The sequence below is a fragment of the Desulfotomaculum sp. genome, assembly GCA_003513005.1.
GTDB lineage: Bacteria > Bacillota > Desulfotomaculia > Desulfotomaculales > Nap2-2B > 46-80.
Map to the genome: position 1 here is coordinate 1 of DOTD01000025.1, position 23,064 is coordinate 23,064.

Annotated in this window: 23 protein-coding genes and 2 tRNA genes; 17 read left to right on the forward strand and 8 right to left on the reverse strand. The window is 43.1% G+C overall.

The window, feature by feature from the left end; all coding sequences use genetic code 11:
• Window positions 1-118 precede the first annotated feature (118 nt).
• Window positions 119-397: a DUF739 domain-containing protein gene (locus tag DEH07_02155; protein ID HBY03348.1), complete on the forward strand. Its 279-nt coding sequence runs from the start codon at window positions 119-121 to the stop codon at window positions 395-397.
• Window positions 398-469: 72 nt separating this feature from the next.
• Window positions 470-694: a hypothetical protein gene (locus DEH07_02160; GenBank protein ID HBY03349.1), complete on the forward strand. Its 225-nt coding sequence runs from the start codon at window positions 470-472 to the stop codon at window positions 692-694.
• 200 nt (window positions 695-894) lie between these two features.
• Here DEH07_02160 and DEH07_02165 read toward each other — a convergent pair.
• A tRNA-Arg gene (locus DEH07_02165) sits at window positions 895-970 on the reverse strand.
• A 156-nt stretch (window positions 971-1,126) separates the two neighbouring features.
• On the opposite strand from DEH07_02165, the gene DEH07_02170 reads away from it, so the two are divergent.
• From DEH07_02170 to DEH07_02230, 13 genes are all read left to right on the forward strand, one after another.
• Window positions 1,127-1,978: a hypothetical protein gene (locus tag DEH07_02170; protein HBY03350.1), complete on the forward strand. Its 852-nt coding sequence runs from the start codon at window positions 1,127-1,129 to the stop codon at window positions 1,976-1,978.
• Between the two features lie 3 nt (window positions 1,979-1,981).
• On the forward strand, window positions 1,982-3,238 hold the full coding sequence (locus DEH07_02175) for a hypothetical protein (GenBank protein HBY03351.1): 1,257 nt from the start codon (window positions 1,982-1,984) through the stop codon (window positions 3,236-3,238).
• Window positions 3,239-3,373: 135 nt separating this feature from the next.
• Entirely contained in the window at window positions 3,374-4,399 is a 1,026-nt protein-coding gene (locus DEH07_02180; protein ID HBY03352.1) for an L-lactate dehydrogenase, read from the forward strand.
• A 124-nt stretch (window positions 4,400-4,523) separates the two neighbouring features.
• A tRNA-Arg gene (locus tag DEH07_02185) sits at window positions 4,524-4,598 on the forward strand.
• Between the two features lie 440 nt (window positions 4,599-5,038).
• Window positions 5,039-5,707: a hypothetical protein gene (locus DEH07_02190; protein HBY03353.1), complete on the forward strand. Its 669-nt coding sequence runs from the start codon at window positions 5,039-5,041 to the stop codon at window positions 5,705-5,707.
• 348 nt (window positions 5,708-6,055) lie between these two features.
• Window positions 6,056-6,847 carry a hypothetical protein gene (locus DEH07_02195; GenBank protein HBY03354.1) on the forward strand — a complete coding sequence of 264 codons (792 nt, stop codon included), beginning with the start codon at window positions 6,056-6,058 and terminating at the stop codon, window positions 6,845-6,847.
• Between the two features lie 370 nt (window positions 6,848-7,217).
• The gene (locus tag DEH07_02200) at window positions 7,218-7,781 is read left to right on the forward strand and encodes a hypothetical protein (GenBank protein ID HBY03355.1); all 564 of its coding nucleotides are present in this window, start codon (window positions 7,218-7,220) and stop codon (window positions 7,779-7,781) included.
• A gap of 43 nt (window positions 7,782-7,824) precedes the next feature.
• Window positions 7,825-8,613: a hypothetical protein gene (locus DEH07_02205; protein HBY03356.1), complete on the forward strand. Its 789-nt coding sequence runs from the start codon at window positions 7,825-7,827 to the stop codon at window positions 8,611-8,613.
• Window positions 8,614-8,792: 179 nt separating this feature from the next.
• On the forward strand, window positions 8,793-9,725 hold the full coding sequence (locus DEH07_02210; GenBank protein HBY03357.1) for a radical SAM protein: 933 nt from the start codon (window positions 8,793-8,795) through the stop codon (window positions 9,723-9,725).
• 180 nt (window positions 9,726-9,905) lie between these two features.
• Window positions 9,906-11,243 carry a DUF512 domain-containing protein gene (locus tag DEH07_02215; protein HBY03358.1) on the forward strand — a complete coding sequence of 446 codons (1,338 nt, stop codon included), beginning with the start codon at window positions 9,906-9,908 and terminating at the stop codon, window positions 11,241-11,243.
• Window positions 11,244-11,327: 84 nt separating this feature from the next.
• The gene (locus DEH07_02220; protein HBY03359.1) at window positions 11,328-12,659 is read left to right on the forward strand and encodes a ribosome biogenesis GTPase Der; all 1,332 of its coding nucleotides are present in this window, start codon (window positions 11,328-11,330) and stop codon (window positions 12,657-12,659) included.
• Between the two features lie 2 nt (window positions 12,660-12,661).
• Window positions 12,662-13,234 carry an acyl-phosphate glycerol 3-phosphate acyltransferase gene (gene plsY, locus DEH07_02225; protein HBY03360.1) on the forward strand — a complete coding sequence of 191 codons (573 nt, stop codon included), beginning with the start codon at window positions 12,662-12,664 and terminating at the stop codon, window positions 13,232-13,234.
• A 48-nt stretch (window positions 13,235-13,282) separates the two neighbouring features.
• Entirely contained in the window at window positions 13,283-14,299 is a 1,017-nt protein-coding gene (locus DEH07_02230) for an NAD(P)H-dependent glycerol-3-phosphate dehydrogenase (protein ID HBY03361.1), read from the forward strand.
• A gap of 14 nt (window positions 14,300-14,313) precedes the next feature.
• Here DEH07_02230 and DEH07_02235 read toward each other — a convergent pair whose 3' ends face one another.
• From DEH07_02235 to DEH07_02245, 3 genes are all read right to left on the reverse strand, one after another.
• On the reverse strand, window positions 14,314-15,021 hold the full coding sequence (locus tag DEH07_02235; GenBank protein ID HBY03362.1) for a peptidoglycan endopeptidase: 708 nt from the start codon (window positions 15,019-15,021) through the stop codon (window positions 14,314-14,316).
• A 235-nt stretch (window positions 15,022-15,256) separates the two neighbouring features.
• The gene (locus DEH07_02240; protein HBY03363.1) at window positions 15,257-15,982 is read right to left on the reverse strand and encodes an AAA family ATPase; all 726 of its coding nucleotides are present in this window, start codon (window positions 15,980-15,982) and stop codon (window positions 15,257-15,259) included.
• 44 nt (window positions 15,983-16,026) lie between these two features.
• A complete protein-coding gene (locus DEH07_02245) occupies window positions 16,027-16,854 on the reverse strand; it encodes a primosomal protein DnaI (GenBank protein ID HBY03364.1) in 828 nt (275 codons plus the stop codon).
• 291 nt (window positions 16,855-17,145) lie between these two features.
• Here DEH07_02245 and gap point away from each other — a divergent pair, with 291 nt between their 5' ends.
• Window positions 17,146-18,153: a type I glyceraldehyde-3-phosphate dehydrogenase gene (gene gap, locus DEH07_02250; GenBank protein HBY03365.1), complete on the forward strand. Its 1,008-nt coding sequence runs from the start codon at window positions 17,146-17,148 to the stop codon at window positions 18,151-18,153.
• Between the two features lie 165 nt (window positions 18,154-18,318).
• On the forward strand, window positions 18,319-18,528 hold the full coding sequence (locus tag DEH07_02255) for a hypothetical protein (protein HBY03366.1): 210 nt from the start codon (window positions 18,319-18,321) through the stop codon (window positions 18,526-18,528).
• Between the two features lie 83 nt (window positions 18,529-18,611).
• On the opposite strand, the gene DEH07_02260 is transcribed toward DEH07_02255, so the two are convergent.
• The 4 genes from DEH07_02260 to DEH07_02275 all read right to left on the reverse strand — a co-directional run bounded on the left by DEH07_02260 (window position 18,612) and on the right by DEH07_02275 (window position 23,033).
• Window positions 18,612-19,409: a cell wall hydrolase gene (locus tag DEH07_02260; protein ID HBY03367.1), complete on the reverse strand. Its 798-nt coding sequence runs from the start codon at window positions 19,407-19,409 to the stop codon at window positions 18,612-18,614.
• A gap of 368 nt (window positions 19,410-19,777) precedes the next feature.
• Window positions 19,778-20,644, reverse strand: coding sequence for a homoserine kinase (locus DEH07_02265; GenBank protein HBY03368.1), 867 nt, complete (start codon window positions 20,642-20,644; stop codon window positions 19,778-19,780).
• Window positions 20,645-20,681: 37 nt separating this feature from the next.
• A complete protein-coding gene (locus DEH07_02270) occupies window positions 20,682-21,737 on the reverse strand; it encodes a threonine synthase (GenBank protein HBY03369.1) in 1,056 nt (351 codons plus the stop codon).
• Window positions 21,738-23,033 carry a homoserine dehydrogenase gene (locus DEH07_02275; GenBank protein ID HBY03370.1) on the reverse strand — a complete coding sequence of 432 codons (1,296 nt, stop codon included), beginning with the start codon at window positions 23,031-23,033 and terminating at the stop codon, window positions 21,738-21,740.
• Between the last annotated feature and the right edge of the window lie 31 nt (window positions 23,034-23,064).

Here is a 23,064-nt window from a genome sequence, read left to right on the forward strand (position 1 = left end):
AAAGATGTGTCTGAGCTATATTATACTGACAGGGAAACGCGCACTGAAGTAGATTTCAGCTTGGAACCCTTGTTTTTAGAAGAACAAGCCTTAAATTTAAAGGAGGATAAACAAAACAATGGCAAATAATAAAAAACAACCCTTTAGGGCTCTGAAAGGGAAGCTTGTTGAAGAGGGCATGACCATTAAAGAACTGGCTGCAGAACTAGGAATGACACCCGGAACATTAAGCCGGAAGTTAAACAATAGAAGCTCTTTCTTTATGAATGAAACCGTTGCCATATGCAGGATTCTTGGTATTGAATCAGAAGTAAACAAGTATTTCTTTTCTGTATATAAAAAAGAACTGCAAGGATCACCAGTCTTTAATAATGGCCTAAATATGGCGCTAAATTAAAGCGGCAGGTAAAAGATACTTATCAGTTAACTAAACCCGCTTAAATCGCAATTATGGAGGCGGAAAATAATCATGACCTTGCAAGAACTTATCAATATGAAGCCCCGGCCCATGCGGGTAAAAGTTACAGATGCAGCCGCAATTATGGAGGTCAATCCCCGCTTTTTGCAGATGGGCCTGCAGCAGGGTAAGTTTCCTTTTGGGTGTGGCGTAGAAATGAAAGAGTGGTCTTATTACATCAACACCGAAAGATTTATCCGGTATATGACGGGGCAAACAATCTGCAGTAAATGGTAATATAAAAACATAAGGTGATTATTAAATAGTCGGGGGGTTATTCCTCCGGCTTTTTTGTTGGAGATTTTACTGCGCTATACTGCCTTATCTTAATGTAGCTTTTAATATCTTTAGTACCCAATTAGTACCCAAAACCCTATCAAAGAGTAATTACAGAAAAATTAAAAGCGCCTCAAACCCTTGAGGCGCTTCGTTATCTCTGGCGTGCCTGGAGGGACTTGAACCCCCAACCTTCTGATCCGTAGTCAGATGCTCTATCCATTGAGCCACAGGCACATATTTTCTTTAATCTTATTCTACAAAAAATCACCAAGTGAGTCAAGCAATATAAGGAACCTATTCTTTTAGATGAACAACTTTTCAATATTTTTACCAGTGTGATAAAATATTGGATAATCAGCAGGTATAGCTTTTAAGAAGAATTCTGGAACGATGAAGATGAGGAGTTTGTACATAGAAACGACTTGTTCTTATATCCCTTTGGAAATAATCCGTGCGATGGGATTCACTCCGATGCGAATTCTTGCTCCGGCGCCCAGGGAAACTGGGTTGTTGCCGCGCAATTACTGTTCATATGCCCGAGCCTGCGTTTATTTGTCTAATCCAATCCCAGTTGTTTTTACAACCTGCTGCGATGGTATGCGCCGCTGCTATGATATACGCAAGTCAAGGGGTGAGGCGGTTTTCCTTCTGGACCTCCCCCGTCAGGTCAGCGATACTCACGTGGAGTATTACAGCGGGGAATTGCGCAGATTGGCCGGGTGGTTGGGTGAATTATCCGGCAGCACTGTTCCAGACAAATTATTTTCCAGGCAGCCATTTGAGAAAACTCAGAAAGGCACTAAGCCCGAAGGTGATAGGCCGATTATTCTTTCCGGCGCCGTTTTGCCGGACGACGGTATCCTGCAGTTAATCAATGAAAATGAGGCGGCAGTTATTAAGGTTGACTTTTGCACGGAACAGCGCAGTGATGTTGAACTGACATATTCACAAAAAGAAGATGAGTTCCTGTTCCTTGCCAGAGCTTATCTCAGCAAACCTCCCTGCCCCAGAATGACAGACCGCCGCTTTTTATACGTCAGGGAACTTGTTGAACAGTCGGGAGCCAGGGGAGTGATCCTGTATACGATAAAATTTTGCGATCACGGCCTGTATGAAATACCTTTATGGCGAAGCCTTTGTTCCGGTTTAAACATACCCTTTCTGCACCTTGAGGGAGAATACAAAAGCGGGATGCCCGCTCAGTTTTATACACGCATCCAGGCTTTTTTGGAGACGATCTGAACAGTGGACCCAAGAGAATATATAGAAAATAGTTCACCTGCAAAAATGTTTAAGATCCTTTCATCCCCTTGTTCATATTTTGTCCTTGAACTGCTGACCATGTTATGGCGGCCCGGGAGATTTGAAAAGAGCAGCAAGTCTTCTTACCGGAACGGTTTGAGACTGCTAAGACAGGCTTACCATACTTCCATGCCGGTAGTTTGGACAAATGTTTACACACCATCAGAGTTGATCTGGTCCATGGGGGGAGTTCCCTTTATGCCGGAGGTTGCTGCAGCTACTGCCGCCAGCCTGGGCTGGGGGACAGATTTTCTAAAAGCGGCGGAAGGGGCCTGGTACTCGGCGGATCTTTGCGGCTTTCATCGCTGTGCCCTTGGCATGGCCGTAAACCAGGTTCTTCCCCGCCCTGATGCAATAATAGCAACCAGCCATTTATGTGACGGGGCGGTAAAATTTCTGGAAATGTCAGGCAGGATGTTCAACTGTCCTTACTATCTGGTTCATATTCCTTACAATGATGATCATCAGTCAAGAGACTGGCTAGCGGGAGAACTGTCTTTGCTGGCCAAAGAGCTGAATCATCTTTTGCCTTCCAGCGGCAGGAATATTTCACTTGTCGCAGGACAAGTAAACGCTGCTCGCGAACAGATGGTTGCGATAAACGAACTTAGGAAAAATGTCCCGGCTCCCTGGCAGGGGGAGGAATCGCTCGACAGAATAGTTATTTCTTTCAATATGCTTGGTACGCCCGAAGCAGTGAAATATTACTCTTCGTTGAGAAAGGATTTATCTGAAAGAATAAACAAGGAGTGCCCGGCAGTGCCCTTACAGAAGAAGCGTCTTCTATGGCTCCACTTTAAGCCCTACTATCCGAATCCGCTGCTGAAAAAGATAGAACAGGATCAGGGAAATGTGATTGCCTTTGAAGAAGTCAGCGCGGTTACCTGGGAAAAACTATCGCCTGAGGACTGGTGGGGAAGTATTGCCGCTAAGATCCTGGCCAATCCTTTCTGGGGTCCTGGAGAAAAACGCGTTGAACTGGTCTTAAAGCTAGTCCGTGAATACCGTTGCGACGGCGTTATTCACTTTTCTCACTGGGGCTGCCGTCAGAGCACGGGAATGGTAAGCATTTTGCGCGAGGCTTTGAACCGTGAGGGGATTCCCTTTTTAAATCTGGAAGGTGATTGTATTGATTCACGTAATTTTATGGAAGGTCAAAGCATGACAAGGGTGGAGAGTTTTTTGGAAATGCTGAATTAGAGATCGGGCTGCTGAAAACGTTAAAAAACAGGAAAAGTGAATCACTTCTTTAAATATAGATGACTTTTTGTTCTGATAATCGAATGCGCGTTGGATATAATAAAACATTATTACGGAACCAAGGAGGAAAACAGTATGCAATTCGGTGATCAGAGAAAGGTTGCGATAGTTGGGGCTGGTGCGGTAGGCGCCTGCAGCGCCTATGTCATGATGATCAGCGGTTTGGTAAGTGAGCTTGTGCTTGTGGACATCAACAGGGACCGGGCGGAAGGGGAGGCAATGGACCTGGCTCACAGCGCTTCGTTTATTAAGCCGATTAAGATTTATGTCGGAGAATATGAGGATTGCCGGGATGCGGATATCATTGTATACAGCGCCGGCCTTTCGCAGAAACCGGGTGAAACAAGGCTCGACCTGGTTTCCAGCAATCTTGGAATATTAAAAGAAGTACTGCCGAAAATCATTGACCGGGAACAGGACTCTATATTGTTAATGGTCACCAATCCTGTTGATATTTTGACCTATGCGGCTATTAAGCTGATGGAGTTACCTCCGAAAAGGGTTATCGGTTCAGGGACTGTGCTGGACAGTTCCCGTTTCCGATATCTAATCAGCGATCACTGCAAAGTTGGGGCACAAAACATACACGCCTATGTTATAGGCGAGCATGGTGATACGGAAGTGCCTGTCTGGAGCCGGGCCAATATAGCAGGTTTTTCTGTCGAAGATTTTTGCATCCGCTGCGGTCATCCTCATATGGATATCGAGCTTATCTCCAGCAAAGTGCGCCGTGCGGCGTATGAGGTAATTGCACGCAAAGGGGCGACCTTCTATGCGGTTGGACTGGCTATCAGGCGTATCTGCCAGAGTATCTTAAGGGATGAAAACACAATTTTAACTGTTTCCGGCCTGCTGGAAGATCAGTATGGTATAAAAGATGTTTGTTTAAGTCTGCCTTCGGTTATAAACAGAAGCGGAAGAGAGCGGGTCCTGGATCTGCCCATAGCGAAGAATGAAGAAGAAGCCCTGCATCACTCCGCTGAAACCATTAAATCAATTCAGCAGCAGGTTGATCTAAGTCCGCTGGAGGCGCCGGAAGAAACTCTTTCCCGGAAGTTGCCTCAGAATGTTGAATTCCCCCAGTTTACCGGGTATCATTGATTCTTTTAAACTGTTTTAATTTTTGATATTTGACGTCTGCCGGACATGATCCCCTAACAGTATCTTTTTACCTTGCCAACAGGCGTATTTTTCTATATAATTATTTCTGTTTCTAAAAAATATTGCGCCTGTAGCTCAGGGGATAGAGCGCCGGCCTCCGGAGCCGGGTGCGTAGGTTCGATTCCTACCAGGCGCACCAAATTGCCCACAAGCCCTGTACAGGGCTTTTTTCATTTCTGATGTGGTATGACGGGAATGGCTTTTAAACAGGAGGATTTCGCTTTTTTTAGTCGAATGCCTTTTTATGAACCAACGTTAGTAGTTGTCGATAATTGTCATTTGTAGTCGGATATATTATGTAGATTTAAGTTGTACTTTTAGCTAAAATTCTTATAAGAATTAGTAAAAAGCTGTTAAGGCTTTAGTATCAGAACCTGATGACCGTATATATAGGATAGAGACATTTCTTGATTTAAAGTGCTTTTCCCGCTAAGCAAGTCAGTTGCCATGTAAGGTTAAAGAAGACCTGTCAAATCATTGGCGACAGGTCTTCTTTAAAAAATATATGAGGGGGTATAATAATAGATTAAGCAGTTAATTAAAGTAATTATTAAGTATCTTATTTAAAGGAGGGACAAGGTGAAAAAAAATACATTTTTAACTATTATAATTTGTCTATCGCTTTGTTTTAGTATTGTTTGTTCAGCCAATGCCGCTACAAGTCTGACAGCTAAACAGCTTTTTCTTGATGCGATTAAGAGTACAGACCTGAGCATTCCGGAAGAACAAAAATATAGTATGTCTTCTGGGAATTTGAACTGCAAAATAAAATCTTTTGACAGTATATTGGCTTATGAAATTGAATCACTTGAAGGCATACAGGGCTCAGAGTTAAATATAGACTATAAACTAAATACACAACAAAGAAAGATGGAAGCGGCTTATAACTTACTGTTCAACCAGGATAACTATAAAGGATATATTTATCTTAACAATAATAATCTTATATTAACGTCAGATATAATATCACAAATCAGTAAAGTTTACCCGGACTTCGCCTTAACAGGAGCAGAAGATCTTCCCAAATATATCTACTTTAATGATGAGTCATTAGATCATATGTGGGAGGGTAACATATTCAGCGGACAGAATCTGCCTCCTGAATTAAAGGACTTAATGGTATTTATAGTAGAAGCCATACCAGAAAAATGTTTTTCTGCCTCACTAATTAATCAAAAAATAACTCTAGATATGAATGAGGATGACTTTGCTGACTTTGCCGCTTCAATTTTTCAAAAAAAACGTTAATTGCATGGTGGATATAAATCTGTTATAATAGAGATATTCTGAATAGAGATATTCTGTTTGAAAAAGTTGATAAATTGGTGAATTTGGCATTTCAAAATCCAAAACTTCTTCGTTATAGAGACCAATTTGGCGTTAATCAAGGGATTGACGATTGAAATATCTCCACTATGTAATTAGTGTTTTTTTCAAAAAGCAGTTAACGAACCGGATAAGCTGGCTAATCTGATATCCGGCCTGGTATCAGGAATAGACCCAGCTCAGGATACGGAAGCATTAAAGACTAAGATCCTAAAAGATCTTCAAACAGCCAAGCAGGGTGGTCTCCTAACTTCAGAAGAAGTGAAGAGTATGATGTCAGAAATATTCCGTGTTGAGGAGTTGAAACTCGAGGTACCATTGGTTCCTTATGGAGATAGTTTATTTCACATGGTTACATATTTCGGAGGCAGTTCAAACGAAATAGGTAAAGTGGTTATAGATATTAATACTGAAGGCAGTAAAGAAGATATTACTCAAAATTGTGAACTTAATCTATCGATAAAAGACAAATCGGAAGATCTTGATGCCAATATAAAAATAACTGGTCTTTCTAAGCAGACCGCTACCAGTACTTCGTCCAATAACATAATCAGCGCTACAGTACGTGATTATTCTGGTGATATTACGCTTTTCGACACTATAATAGAGTTAAATTCGGATTTAAAGTATGATCCCAATGTAGTAATCAATGTACCTGTATTAACTGATTCCAACAGTATAAATATAGAAGATTTAACACCCGATGCCGGTAGTTCACTAAGAGTATTTGTTAACAACAATCCGGTAGAATTTGATATTGAGCCCTTTGTTGAGAATGGCAGAACCATGATACCAATAAGGAATGTCGCTGAAGTATTAGGTTGCAATGTCAATTGGGTTGATCCCGACCAGATTGATATAACTGAAGGAAAAACTTCAATAAAGATGTATATTAATAAAAAGTCATATGTTATCAATGGTGTTGAAAAGCAGTTGGATGTACCGCCTTCAATCAAGGATGGGGAGAGGATAGTTGTTCCTTTGAGATTTATCACTGAGGGTCTTGGTTGTGAAGTTTATTATAATCAACTAATCAATGTAGTTTACATCACAAAGATTTAATTAGTACTCTACCCGGGTTATGGTATTACTTTGCCATTGCCCTTGTGTTCAATGTTATCTTAATATATCTCTACATACTGATAGTCCCGGATATATTTAATTTATTTATTTCTTGTGTGATTATTAAGGCTAATAAATTCAATAACACAGTAATACAATAATCATTCTTGAGACTGCAAATAAAGCGTTTTTTTCGTCGGGTGATGCTGGAATCAAACGAACATATTCCCCGTGCACAGCAGGCCCTTTGGATCAAAAACTGCTTTAAGAGCGCTCATTTCATTTATGTAATCTTGCTAAAAAAAATCATTCCAAAAAAGAAGATAATGTTATAATAGTCTTAATCTTATAAAAACAAGGGGGTTAAAAAATGGCCCAAGTTGCTGTAGGCGCAGATAATTTCCTTTACCCGATGCCGATGGCCCTTGTCGGGGCAAATGTCGGCGGCAAACCAAATTTCCTGGCAGTCGCTTTTTTCAGCGCGATCCAGATGAAACCTCCTATTTTGGCGGTTTCCTTAAACAAAGTCCGTTACACAAATGACGGAATCAAAGAAAACAAAACATTCAGCGTCAACATTCCCTCTGTTGAACTTATGGAGGCGACGGATTACTGCGGAATAAAGTCGGGGAAGAGTGTGGACAAATCAGGTGTTTTTGAAACATTCTACGGTAAGCTTGAGACAGCGCCGATGATTAAAAACTGCCCGGTCTGCATGGAGTGCAGGCTTATAGAGGTAGTGGACGTGGTAACTGATAATATAGTCTTTGTCGGAGAAGTTGCGGAAACCTACATGGATGATCAATACCTGACCGGCGGCGTACCGGACCTAATTAAGACCAAACCCTTTCTTTTCTCTGTCAGAGAAAAGAAATACATCGGTATTGGAGAAATAATCGGCGATGCATGGGAAGCCGGGAAGGATTACAAGTGACCTATAGAAAAATCATTATTCCATATTTAAAAGGGGTGAAAGAATGAGTACAGCGACATTGAGTGCAGTTATTATGGGGATGCCTGCGAATATTCAAATTCCCAGCCTTCGCGACGGTGAAACCCGCCTTCATTCAGTAGCACGGATTTTTCCAGACGACTGGAACAATTTTGTTGATAATCTGAAGAATGATTTTAACCTGGCCGGTTATATCGTTGCCAGGATAAAAGGTTGTAATATCAAAGATATTGAACCGCAGGTAGAGCAGGAAATAGATCGCTGGGTTAAATTTCATTACCCGAATTATTTCAGGACTTTACACGGGCTGTTAGAACTCAAGGAGGAATATGCCAAAGATTCGGCCGACACAGTAAATTTAAGCCAGGTGATTGTTCCTTCCCTTGAGAAAGAAGACCTTTCCGGCATACAGGATCAAAAATTAGAGTTTAATATTGTCCCTTTAAACGACGATACGCAGGAACTTGATCTGAATCAGGTGAAACCGCTTGTCAAGGGGAAATACCTCTGGTGTGTCAGCGGAGGTTCGCGTTTTTCTATTTTAACGGGGATGATTCTTAAAGAGATGATCTTGGAAATGGAAGGTTACGCGCGTATCGTGCAATTTTTTGATGGACGCACTTCTATTTTATACCGTACTTCCGCTCTTGCAGAAATGCAAATGGAATTTGGAAGTATCCCGAAAGATCATGAAGAGATTGCAAAAAACTTTTTCTCCATGAATTTTTACAGCCGCGGGGAAAAATCATATTCATCTTTGTGTATGTTTGAAGAAGAATATGATAAAGGTTCAGGAGCCGGAAAGGCCAAATAATTAGTCATTAAGATTCCTTGTTTGAAAGTATTCCTTAAAGCAAAGAATACTGATAAAATAAATAAATATAGGATGATCACCAAACATTCTTAAAAAGTATATTTTAAAATAAGTTTTATTGTAACTGTTTTTACTAAAGGGCTTTGTCTTTTCAATATAAATAAGAGGTGTTTATTCTGATGGCTTTTCAAAGACCAGACATTATTCGCCCTCCCAGTGAATGGAAAAGTTATTTCCTGCCCTTGACCAGCGGCTGCTCTAACAATACCTGCACTTTCTGCAATTACTACGGATCTACCTTGAGACTAAGGGAACCGGAAGAGGCAATGCAGGAAATTGATGCGCTTGCCCTGTATAGAAAGAGCGTTGTAACCCTGCGGACGATGCCTTATATTGTTTATGCTATAGCCCGGAATTGGGATGGGAAACGTGTCTTTTTGCAGGATGGCGACGCGTTGGTTTATCCGTTTCCAAAATTAAAAAGAGTTCTTGAACATCTCAACGAAAAACTGCCCAATCTGGACAGGATAAGCGCCTATGCTACGGCAAAGGATATTATACGCAGGGATGTACAAGAACTTAAACAACTGAAGGACTTAAAGCTGACTTTTTTCTATATGGGTGTTGAGAGCGGCGATGATGAGATATTAAAAAGAGTGCGCAAGAGGGAAACCTACTCTGAAATGGTGGAAGCAGGACACAAAGTAAAAGAAGCCGGAATAGGCTTGTCGGCGACGATCATACTTGGTCTCGGAGGTGTAGAGAACAGCAGGAAACATGCCCTTTCCTGCGCCAGGATATTGAGCGAAATCGATCCTGAGTTTGCCGCTGCGCTGACTTTAATTATAGTACCCGGTACGCCTATGGAGGAGGAAATCAAAAGGGGAAATTTTCATCTAATTACACCGTTTGAATCCCTTGAAGAATTGAAGCTGATTATTGAAAACGCCAATTTTACGAACTGCTTCTTTACTTCCATGCATGCCTCAAACTATCTGCCGGTCCGGGTCCGCCTTCCGGAAGAGAAGAACAAAATAATTAAGGATTTGGAGAGAATACTGGCTAAAAAAGATCCTTCTTTGCTTAAACCGGAATATTTCAGGGCATTATAATTCTTTAAGGAATAATGTGCCAGGCGGTTTATATTTTAATTCATTTCTAATTGCAGCTCTATCTGTACGCGCAGGATTCTTTTTAATCCTTTATAAAGCTGATAAACTTGACTATTATTATGCTTTTTGGATAATGGGCTTGTTAAAGCCCGTTTTTTATTTCTGTGCATTTATTTATATATGAAGGATATACGGATGATCATAGAAAAGGTTGTCCCCGGAGGGATCGCCGATCAGCTGGGAGTCGAACCGGGGGACAGGTTAAAAATGATATGCAACGAACACGTCAGGGATATCTTAGACTACAAATTTCTTACCTGTGCTGAAGACATCTCCGTTCTTCTAAAAAAGGGAAGCGGTGAAGAGTGGCTTTTAGACATTGAAAAAGATTACGAAGAAGATTTGGGCATCTGCTTCAAGCAAGAAGGACTGGGCAGGATTAAGCGCTGCCAGAATAGCTGTATTTTCTGCTTCCTGGCCCAGATGCCTAAGGGAATGCGAAAGACACTTTATTTCAAAGATGATGATTACCGGCTTTCATTTCTTCACGGAAATTTTATCACGCTGACCAATTTAAGCAAAAGAGACCTTGAGCGTATTGTTAAACTGAGGCTTACCCCGCTTTACATATCTGTACATACGACCAATGCCGCTTTACGCAATAAAATGCTGAATAATCCCCGCTCGGGAAAAATCATGGAACAGCTGGGTTTCCTGGCTCAAGGCGGAATCATGATGCAAACCCAGGCAGTGGTTTGTCCAGGAATAAATGACGGTCCGGAACTGCAAAAAACAATCAGGGATCTATATAGTCTATGGCCTGCAGTCAATTCACTGGCCGTTGTTCCCGTAGGCTTAACCCGCTACAGGGAGGGCCTTTTCCCGCTGCAGGAATTTAACCGTGAAAGAGCCCGGGACGTATTGGCACTGGTTGAAGAATCGCAAAGATGGTGTCTAAAACAGGGCGGTTACCCGTTTGTTTTTGCCGGCGATGAATTTTATCTTGCTGCGGAGCATGAATTCCCCGGCGCTTTAAGATACGGAGGTTTTCCGCAGACTGAAAACGGTGTCGGCTTAGCCAGACTATTCCTGGATGAATGGGCAAAAACCTCCAGGAAGCTGCCCGAAGAACTGCCTGTCCCGGTAAGGGCGACAATTGTCACGGGAGCAGCTGGTCAAAAATTGTTAATCCCTGTTATAGACAGGCTGAACAGGGTTAAAAGATTAATAGTAAATTTAAGGGTGATTGAAAATAGATTTTTTGGGGGAAAGGTAACAGTAGCCGGTTTATTAACCCCGGATGATGTTTATAGTATATTGAAAGACACTGAACTCGGGGATGTGGTAATAATCCCTTCTTTGATGTTGAAAAAGGATGAATCCGTCTTCCTGGACGGAAGCCGGGTCGGGGATCTGGCCGGAAAACTGAAAGCTAACGTTGCTGTGGCGGATGGCCCGCGCGGGATTGTTGAGGCTATTTTTTCTGATAAAACATCCATGCCGCTGAGGCGAACATGAGCATGTAGACAGTTGACCCCTCCCTAATGTAAAGTATTACCAGAGTAGAAAAACGTAATAACGTAATTATGAGAAGAGGTTATTATGTCTGAACCGGTTGTAGCGATAGTAGGCCGTCCTAATGTTGGCAAATCCACTTTGTTCAACCGCCTTACAGGGGGGCGGGCGGCAATAGTTGAAGAAAACCCGGGGATAACCAGAGATCGGCAGTATAAAACTGTTGAATGGAACGGACGCACCTTTATTTTGGTGGATACAGGCGGTCTGGATTACCAGAAAACTGACGAAATGTACAGTCAGGTGCGCCAGCAGGTGGAGGTTGCCATAAGTGAGGCCGATGCGCTTCTTTTTGTCGTTGATGCGCGTTCAGGGCTGACGGCGTTAGATGAGGAAATAGCTGTCAACCTACGCCGGGCAGGAACACCGGTTTTGCTGGTGGCGAATAAAGTGGAGAAATTTGATGGCGCTGTTAACTATTATGATTTCTTCACGCTTGGGTTGGGTGAACCTATTCCCTGTTCCGCTGCCCAAGGCCTAAATACGGGTGACTTGCTGGATAGGCTTCTAGAAGTTTTGCCTGTTTATGAAAATGAAACGCTTCCGGAAGATACTGTCAAAGTAGCCGTTGTGGGCAAACCCAATGTCGGGAAATCATCACTAGTAAACAGCATTCTTGGCAATGAGCGCGTAATCGTCAGTGATGTTCCGGGAACAACCAGGGATGCAATAGATACCTGGTACCGGCGGGACGGAAAGAATTATTTGCTTGTAGACACTGCCGGGATAAGGCGCAAGAGCCAGATTAAGGAAAGTGTCGAGAAGTACAGTGTAATCAGAGCCTTAAAATCAATTGAACGCTGCGATGTTTCACTGATCATGATCGACGCCCAAACCGGTGTCACCGAACAGGATAAACGAATCGCGGGCTATGTCCACGAAAGAGGCAAAGCCAGTATACTCGTCGTTAATAAGTGGGATTTAATCGAAAAAGATGACCGTACAGGTGAGTTGTACAGAAAAAAGGTGCTGCAGGAACTTAATTTTCTGGATTATGCGCCAATAGCCCTTGTTTCAGCGCTCGGCAAGAAGAGAATCCACCAGCTTTTAGGGACTATAGACACCGTCTGGCTTGAATACAACCATAGAATCGGTACCGGTGACCTGAATTCTTTACTGGAAGATATACAGCTTAGAAATCCTCCGCCGACAAGAAAGTCAAAAAAAGTAACCATCTATTACGCAACTCAGGGGGCAGTTAAACCGCCAACCTTTGTGCTTTTTACTAACGCGCCTGAATTAATGCATTTTTCCTACCTGCGTTACCTGGACAACCAACTGCGTAAGGCTTATGGTTTTAAGGGGACGCCAATACGTTTTATTTTAAGGAAACGTTCCAGAAAAGGGGAGCCTAATTGAAGATAGCTTTGTTGGCAGTGATCAGTTATCTGATTGGTTCAATTCCTTTTGGATTTTTGCTTGCCCGTTTAAAGGGGGTTGACATCAGGAAGCAGGGCAGCGGGAATATAGGGGCGACAAATGTTTGGCGCAATATGGGCCTGCTGTCGGGACTGCTGGTCCTCGTTCTGGATGCTCTTAAAGGAGCCCTTTGTGTATGGCTGGGTCGTTATTTTGCAGGGGGAGACGTTCAGCTTCTTACGGCATTGGCAGCTCTGGTGGGGCACTCCTGGCCAGTTTTTTTGAGGTTTAAGGGTGGAAAAATAATTGCCACCGCCCTTGGTGTATTCCTGGCTCTTGACCCTTTGATCACGGCACTAGTGGTATTGATCTGGCTGTTTGTAGTTGCATTGTTCAGGTTTGTCTCACTTGGATCGATCTTGGCGATGATTTCGCTGCCCGTTTTTATGCTGGTTTTTTCGCGTCCATGGGAGAAGGTAGTATTTTCGGTTGTTGTTGCCGGGATTGCAATTTTTAAGCATCTTCCCAATGTAAAAAGGTTGCTTTCAGGCACAGAGACAAAAATAGGACGTTAGTGTTGCGGCCTGTTCGGTGGACAGGCAAATAAACGAAGGTGATTCTTTATGAGTAGAAAAATAGCAATTCTTGGCGCAGGAAGCTGGGCTACAGCCCTGGCGGTCCTTTTGGCAAACAAGGGGCTGCAGGTTGAAGTCTGGTCAAGGAGAGCTCAACTGGCTGAAGAGATTAATGAAAAACGCGAAAACCTGCGCTACCTGCCAGGGGTTATTCTTTCCGATAAGCTGAAGTTTACTGCTAGTATGGAGAAAGTCCTTTTAGGGGCGGGTTACATTATCTTTTGTGTGCCTTCTTTCGCTTTCCGGGGTGTTTTACAGGAAGTTTTGCCTTATCTGACTGACGGAGCAGTTATTATAAACGGCGCTAAAGGCATCGAGTTGGATACTTTGCAGCGTTTATCAGAAGTCTTCTTTCAGGAAGCCGGACCAAGAAAATATGAATATGTAGTTCTATCCGGGCCCAGCCACGCCGAGGAAGTAAGCAGAGAAATTCCTACGGCAGTTGTCTGTGCGGGATCTTCTGAAGAATCTGCCGCGGCAGCCCAGGATCTTTTTATGACAAAGCATTTCAGGGTATATACAAGTTCTGATGTGAAAGGAGTTGAACTGGGAGGCGCCCTGAAGAATATTATAGCCCTGGGCACAGGCATCTCGGAAGGTTTGGGTTTCGGGGACAATACAACCGCAGCGCTGATGACCAGGGGTCTGGCTGAAATTACCAGGCTCGGAGTAACCATGGGAGCAAATCCTTCTACTTTTGCAGGACTTGCCGGTGTGGGTGACCTGATTGTTACCTGTACAAGCAGACACAGCCGTAACCGCAGGGCAGGCATAGAGATTGGGAAAGGCAAGCCGCTTCAGGAGGCCCTTGCTATAGTAAACATGGTAGTGGAAGGCGTGCGCACAACAAGCGCCGCTCGCCGTCTGGCAGATTTGCATGGAGTAGAAATGCCGATCACCGAACAAATTTATCTTGTTTTATATGATAACCTTTCACCGCGTGAGGCAGTATTTAATTTAATGAGCAGGGATCGCAGGAATGAACTGGAGAGCAATTTGGGTTAAAAAATGATTTATTTTTATTGGATTCTTCTTGCGCCGCGATAATTAGATGAATAGTAAGCGTCATTAAGCGAACTGTACCTTACTCCTTCATTGGTTGAGGCATGAATGAACTTGCCTCCCCCAACATAAATACCAACATGATTAATCCCCTGACTGCCGTAATAACCGAAAAATACAAGATCATTCGGCTGCAGATCTGTTTCTTTTACGTGTGTTCCCAAAGAAGCCTGGGCCGCGGCGTTGTGCGGCATATTTATACCAACTTTATTAAAAACATAGGATGTAAATCCTGAGCAGTCGAATGAATTTGGTCCGGAACTGCCGTATGAGTATGGACTTCCCATGAGGGATGTCGCTATCGAAAGAATATTGTCTCCTGCTTCATCTGTTGAGCCGCGGGAAGAGAGGCTTGACTGTGGTGCTTGGGCTGTAACAGACCTGTAGTTTGGTTTGCTGGTGGTTTTTGTTCCTGTTGTGATAAGTAATTTTTGTCCGGGATGAATGAGGTCGTTTTTTAAACCGTTGGCGTTTTGTATGCTCTTAACTGAGACGCTAAAGTGGCGGCTGATCCAATCCAGAGAGTCCCCTTCTTCTACCACATATGTCGCAGCGCTTGCGGTCAGGGCAAATAAAATAACCAGATAAAACACCATAAAGACAGTAGTAATAAATTTGAAAAATAACTTCATGCCGCAAGATGTTGTGTTTTTAAAACATCCCATCTGGTTGCCTCCGAAATGGATATTTCTTACTACCAACTTTATGCAAGTGATCAAGTTTTTCGACACTGTTTCCTAAAATTCCTTCTTTTTATTTTAAAAATATTTTTTATAAGAAAGCGAATGAAAAACTGCAAATACACAAGAACAGTTCCCTTGTATTTAAAAAGCCCTCGGCCTCGCCTTCTGGCAAAAATAAGGGCTTAAAATAATTTACCCGCAGGTCCGTACGGTGATGTTATTTTTGATTCTTTGTGCGCTGGGCAACCCTGATATCAACGCTGACCATCAGCCTGTACGGGCGGCACATCTGATAAATACGGGAAGTTGTCCTTTCTCCGAGGAAACCATCGAGGTCTTCAAGGTTGATATTGGTAGTTATTATTGTTGGCAGACAGTAATTCAGACGGTGGTTGAGGATTGAATAAAGCTTATTGCGGACCCATTCTGTGTAATTATGAGAGCCAAGGTCGTCCAGAATCAGGAGAGGGACCTGTCTGGCGGTGTCCAAAATGTCTTGTTCTGTGAGGTCAGATCCGGAGTTTGGATTGTAAGAAAACCGGATGTGATCAAGGAGATCGGGCACAATTACAAAAAGAACCAGAAAACCTTTTGCCAGCAAAGCATTGGCGATACAGCAGGCCAAAAAAGTCTTTCCGCTTCCGACCGGCCCGGAAATAAATAAACCGTCACAATGGCTGTTTTTTTCAAATTCATCGACAAAATCTAAAGCGGCCTGATATGTTTGTTTGGCAGTATCAAAATAATTAGAGCTTTTAACTGGTTCTTTTGTTTGATAATAACTAAAATCGAAATTTTCGAAAGTGCAGGTATATAAAAATTTAGGCAGGCCCGATTCTTTAAGACGCCTTACTAAAGCCCTTTGGAGGCCGCAAGTGCACGGTACAGCAACATCGTTGCTGATTATTACGCCCCGATCATGACAAAGCTTACAGAATTCCAAATATCCTGCTCCTTTTCACGCCTGTGTAAAGTAAAGAGCATGAACTAATTCATATAAAGAGTTCTAATGATTGCTTTTTTACGTTCATCTATATCATCTTTTTTTATATCATCTTTTTTGTTACTGTCTCTAGCAGCGGGAAGGGAATTTCTGATACGTTTGTTCTGAAATCGCCGTTCGTATTCCTCAATTGCTTCGACAGTGCGAAGATTATTTTTACTCCATTGTAAAAGAATCGTATCAATATATTTAAAATTATGTTTTCCCAGTAAAACTGCCCTGCGCAAGGCGTTGAGGACAATGTAATAATCAACTTCCTCCAGCCAGCGCTTGATCTGTTCAGTTTCCATAGGCGATAATGGTCTTCCGAATTCCTGTTCGAAGTTTCTTGCCAGGTTAGCGAAGTTCTTGTTTGACACCTGCTTGCTGTTGGATTGTTCTTCAAGTAAGAGACGGGTTTTTTCTATTTCTTTTACTTTCAAACAGGCCCAGACCTCGGAAAGCTTTTCAAACAGCGGCTCAAAATCATATCCGCTTAAGATACAACTCTGGGACTCATCGTAGTACTGAGTGACAGTAAGGATTTCTTTTTCCAGCAGACTGGTCAGATCGCGTTCTACACGGGTGATTCCACCACCCAAATATTCAGCCAGCAACTCAGGAGTGGGGTAAAGGATTCTTTCTTCCATGCGCAAACGCAGAATCTGCAGGATCAGCATCATCTCTTCATCTGTTATGCCCATTCCTGTGTAGTACTTCAGAAGCAGGTTTGGTATGTTGGTTACTCCCTGCAGCATTAAATCAGTGCCAAATGTCGCAGTAATATTACCGCCCCGGTATTTTTTTAAAGTCTTTCTACTTCCAACGGTCATTTAGTACCCCCCCAGTAGATATTTTATGGTAGGCAGGATAATTTGTCCAGGCAAGAAAAAGCCTTCTAATCGGGGTTTTAGTCTGCGTGAATGCAAAATATAAATATATTTAGCAAAAATTGTTTAAATAAAATTTATTTTTTCGCAAACTTCTTTAAGTCGGGTGTAAAGAATCCCCATTCTTAAGGACGACAAAAGGGTATAATAAGATTACCGCGGCGGCAACCGGGGAACAATAAAAAACTGTTAAACAGTTGATATGGCAAATTATTTCAGATTGGGAGTGTATTAATGTCTGTCAAAATAGGAATAAACGGATTTGGCCGGATAGGCCGCAGTATTTTTAGAGCCGCTATGAACTGCCCGGAACTGGAGATAGTCGCTGTCAATGACTTAACTGATGCATGCACACTGGGGCATTTATTGAAATATGATTCAGTACACGGTGAGCTTCCTTACGACGTAGAGGCGGAAGACGGGTTGTTTCGCATACAGGGTAAAAACATTACGGTTATTTCGGAAAAAGAACTGCATCAATTGCCGTGGCGGGAAAAAGGTGTGGATTTTGTAATTGAGTCAACCGGTCTTTTTACAGACGGAAAATTGGCCAGTATTCATGTGAGCCAGGGGGCGAAAAAAGTATTGGTTACCGCTCCTGCCAAAAACGAGGATATAACTATTGTAATGGGGGTAAATCAGGAAAAATATGACCCGGCCAAACATAAGATTATTTCCTGCGCTTCCTGCACGACCAACTGTCTGGCTCCCGTAATGAAGGTACTGCATAAGGAATTTGGCATCATGCGTGGTTTGTTGACTACCGTGCACTCCCTGACAAATGATCAGCAGCTTCTTGATCTTCCTCATAAGGATTTACGAAGGGCAAGGGCTGCCATGATGTCGATTATACCCACTACAACAGGCGCCGCAAAGGCAGTCGCGAAGATTTTTCCGGATCTTGCGGGAAAAGTAGACGGAATGTCCATGCGCGTCCCCACTCCCAATGTTTCCGTGATTGACCTGGTTGCTGACCTGAGCAGGCCTGTCGACAGGGAAGAAGTTAATGCCGCGCTTAAACAAGCGGCGGAAGGGGAACTAAAAAACATACTTAGTTACTGTGATCTTCCGCTGGTATCACGGGATTTTAACGGCAAACCTTTTTCTTCAACTATAGATGCTCTGTCCACCATGGTTGTAGACGGATCCATGGTAAAAGTATTGTCCTGGTATGACAACGAATGGGGTTATTCAAACAGGGTAATTGATACAATCATATATATGATTCAGAAGGGATTTTAAGCAATGGTTCGGACAAATATATCATTTGTGAAAATTTCGACATATAGAAAATACCATTAAACCGTCATTTTTGGCTGTTAAAGAATTATAAGTTTTTTTAATTTCTTAAATAGTGTAACATAAAATTACAATAAAATAACGTTTGGGAAAAGGAGGTGAGGGGTAATGAATTTTTACGAAACTTTCAGCTATCTAAGGGGTGAAGGAATTAAAACCCTTCCTGTACCGGGTACCAACAAGTATTTCATTTCTTTCAGGGATGGCGAGTCAATTTATATTAAAGAAAAAATATTAATCGGCCTCGTCAAATCTGCAATCGAAGACCCCGGGAGCATAATACCCGCCTTAAAAAGTCTACAAGCACCCCATGCATAAAGTTGGGTGCTTGTTTCTTTCTGAATCCGATTTTTACCTTAAATACTTCCTTTACTTCCTAAGATTTCACACGAGTGTTAAAGCTAATAGGTGAAGGTAAAGCTGTCAAGCTGTACACTGACAGGCCGCGACTGCAGGAAGCCGTTAGGAATCCAGGATTCAAAAAAATAAAGTGCGCCCTGTGTCGGATCATTTCCGTCTAACGCATCCTGGGCCGCCAACATGGACATGGGGCTGGGATTTACATTTATCCAGCCGTTTAAAACAGGTTCAAACTGATAAGCCCCTCCTTCGTCGACCTGGTAGATGACATCAGGTATTGTTACGGGGAAGCAGCCGCTCAGTATCCGGTTTAGTACCACAGCCCCGACGGCAACCTTGGTCAAATAAGACTCGGAGTCAGCTTCGGCAGTGATCAGGCGGGATAATAGCTCAAAGTCCGATCTCGTATAGGGAACATTCCCTTCATAAAAACCCGACCTGCTGACCTGTGGGCTGCCGGTTTGCTGTAAACCCGGTATATACAGCGTTTGTCCAGCATAGATATATTCGGAAGACAACCCGTTATACGACATAATTTGTGAATAGCCTAAACCGAATTTCTGGCCGATCTGATAAAGGGTATCTCCGGGAAGAACGTAATACGCTGTATGGCTTTGGCTCTGATCCGGAATGTACAAACTTTCTCCCGGGTATATGAAATCGTCACTAAGGTTATTGGATGACATAATGTTTTCTACGGAAGATCCATATTGCCGGCTTATTGAATAGAGTGTTTCTCCCTGGTTGACTGTGTGAACAGCTGCAGGGGAGATTCCGGGGAAAGAAAAAAGTAAAGCTGCTGCCGCAACGCCTGATAATAATAATTGGCGCAAATTCATATGCCCTCCTTTTGGCCTTCGGGGTTAGCTGACGGGTTCGGAAAGAGGGTTCCCTACCTGAGATGCCGGACACCTCCTTTAAGCAAATCAGGATTCACCCCTGTTATTTTTATTTCCCCCGTATCCTTTTTGTGGAATTCGGCCATGTTTGTTTTTGCTAAAACGCTATAATTATACACTTATGCCTTTTCTGAATCCAAGAAGTAATTTATTCCAGAAAAAATTATGAATAATATTGTTGATAAAAGCCAATCATAATTTCAGGGTAAGTAATGGTCTATATAGATCATTACGAAACCTAACATATAGGAACCCTTCCCAATTGGGAAGGGTTCCTTCTTAACGTTCTGATATATTGTTTTAGTATATTATTTTAGTTCTAAAGTTGTTGCTCCGATTGGTCCAGGTTCAAGTATTAATGAACGGGCGTGAACCCCGTTTTGTTTGAATGTGTCTTTCATTGCCTGGGCTATGGATTCAAAATTATTGTCGGCAAGGGCCAGCAGGCTTGGGCCTGCTCCACTAATACATACTCCCCTGGCGCCGGCAAGCCTTGCTGCGGCAAGAACTTTTTTCAGACCGGGAACCAGGTTGGAACGATATGGCTGGTGTATACGGTCTTCCATTGCAGTTGAGAGCATACTGAAGTCACCCTGAGATAAGGCGGTTAAAAGCAAAGCCAGCCGGCCCAGGTTGAAGACAGTATCCTGTAAGCTTACCTGCTGGGGTAGTACTTCCCTGGCCCTTTTTGTCATCACAAAAAAATCCGGAATAGCCATAATAGCTTTCAAACCAGTCGGTGGATTAATTTTCATGTATTTGATGTCGCCGTCTACGGGTACTGAAACAACGATACCGCCCAATAAGGCGGGAGCAACGTTATCAGGATGTCCTTCCAGAGACGTGGCCAGGGCAAGGATTTCTTTTTGGGAAAGAGTTCCGCCAATCAGGGTATTTGCCGCGATAAGACCGCCTATAATTGCCGCCGCGCTGCTTCCTAAGCCCCGCGCGATCGGAATATTATTGGTCAGTTTTATTTTTAGCCCTTCCGGAATTTTTCCAACCTGTTCGAAAAGCCTTACTGCGGCCTGATATACTATATTCTTTTCATTGCGGGCGATATCCCGGCTGCCTTCCCCTTGTACTTCGATTTGCAGGCCGGAGCTAATCTGCTGCATCTCAACAGTGTTATACAACTGCAAGGCCATTCCAAGGCAGTCAAAGCCGGGACCCATGTTGGCCGTAGTTGCCGGAACCTGTACTCGAATCACTTTATTCCTCCAGAATGATTTTTTCAACAGCGTTTATTTCTGCAGGAACTTGTAACGGTTGATTGGAAATGCTGTTAATTGCCGTATTAGGATCTTTTAGTCCGTGACCAGTAAGAACGCAGACGATTTTATTGTCCGGCCGAAAGAAATTCCCGGAAGCCAGTTTAAGAACCCCGGCTACGGAAGCAGCGGAGGCCGGCTCCACAAACAACCCTTCCATTCCGGCGAGCAGTCTGTATGCATGGAGGATCTCCTCATCAGTAACGAAATCAATTAAGCCGCCTGAATTGGTTGCTGCGCCGACAGCTCCCTGCCAGCTGGCGGGGTTGCCGATTCTAATTGCTGTTGCAATAGTTTCCGGTTTTTCTATTACCCTTCCTTTAACTATAGCAGCAGCCCCTTCAGCTTCAAAACCAATCATTTTAGGTCTGGAATTTACCTTTCCACGGCTGCAATATTCGCAGAAACCTTTCCAATAAGCCGTAATATTACCGGCATTGCCTACTGGAATAGCCAGGTAATCCGGCGCCTGTCCAAACCTGTCGCAGATTTCAAAAGCTGCTGTTTTCTGGCCTTCAATGCGGTATGGATTTACTGAGTTGACTAATGTGATAGGATGCCTGTCGGTGATATTCCGGACTATTTTTAGAGCCTGATCGAAATTCCCGTCAACAGAGACTACTTTTGCACCATAGATCAGGGCTTGAGCCAGTTTTCCAGCCGCTATTTTCCCTTCCGGGATCAACACGACGCAGCGCAGGCCGGCACGGGCGGCGTAAGCTGCGGCGGATGCGGATGTATTCCCTGTGGAAGCGCAGATTACAGTCCGCGATCCTTCTTCAATTGCCTTGGCCATCGCCATGCACATACCTCTGTCTTTAAAAGAACCGGTTGGATTTAAACCCTCAAATTTAAAGTAAATTTGGGCGCCGGCCAGAGAATCAAGCTTACGGGCTTTAATAAGAGGTGTGTTTCCTTCATTCAAAGTGATGAATGGTGTCTTTTCCGTTACGGGTAAAAAATCACGGTAGTTTTCGATAACTCCTGGCCAGTTCATTTAATCATTTTCTCCTTCTACTCGAATCACGTTGCTTATTTCGTCGACTGCCGGTAATTTTTCAATAACTTTTAAAGCGTCCTGCAGGTTTTGTTCCTTGACCTGGTGAGTTATCATAACAAGCTCGGCTAATTTTCTGTCTGTGTTTTTCTGAATAACTGAAGCAAGGCTTACTCCTTTATCTCCAAACGCGTAAGCTATTGAGGCAAGGACACCGGGACGGTCCGCCACCAAAAGACGCAAATAATATTTACTTTCTACGAAACCGATTGGTAAAACGGATTTCTGTTCATAGCATGTACATCCGATGGATCCCGGAACACCATAAAGAATGTTTCTGGCCGCATCCATGACGTCTGAAACAACAGCGCTGGCGGTAGGCATTTCACCAGCTCCTCTTCCATAGAACATTGTTTCGCCTATCGCGTCTCCCTGTACAAAGATAGCGTTATAAACATCATTGACGGCTGAAAGAGGATGTCCTTCGGGAACAAAAGTGGGATGGACCCTTGCTTCGATTCCTTCATCAGTATCTTTGGCAATGGCCAGCAGCTTGATTATATAACCAAGTTCTTTTGCGTATAAGATATCACGTTCGTTTATTTTACTGATTCCTTCAATATGAACGTCTTCCAGGCTAACTCTGCTGTTAAAAGCGATTGAGGCTAAAATGGACAGTTTATAAGCGGCGTCTAATCCCTCGATGTCCGAGGCGGGATCCGCTTCCGCATATCCTTTGGCCTGGGCTTCGCTTAAAGATAGGGAAAGACTTTTCCCTTCCAGTGTCATTTTGGTCAAGATGTAATTTGTTGTGCCGTTGATAATGCCCATTATCTTTTGAAGGCGGTTTGCGGCAAGACATTGTTTTAAAGGTTTGATAATCGGTATTCCGCCCCCGACACTTCCTTCAAAAAGAAGATCGACATGGTTTTCTTGGGCAGCTTCAAACAATTCCTTTCCATGAAGGGCAATTAGGTTTTTGTTGGCGGTGACCACGCATTTCCTTTTTTTTAAGGCTTGTGTAACATACTCTAAAGCGGGGTGGATGCCGCCCATAACTTCAATAATTATATCTATGCCGGGATTATCTATAAGATCGTTGTAACTGTCTGTCAAGAGCTTTTGATTAATCGTTATATCCCTTGGTTTTTTCAGATCGTGAACCAGGATGCCGGCTATTTCCAAATCTGTACATATTTTTTGACTGATGTTCTCAGCATTACCGGTAAGAAGGCGGCAAACTCCTTTTCCTACTGTACCCAAGCCAAGAAGGCCAACCTTGATAGGGTTTTTCAAATTTACCAACCTCCAAAATCGCCCGTATACG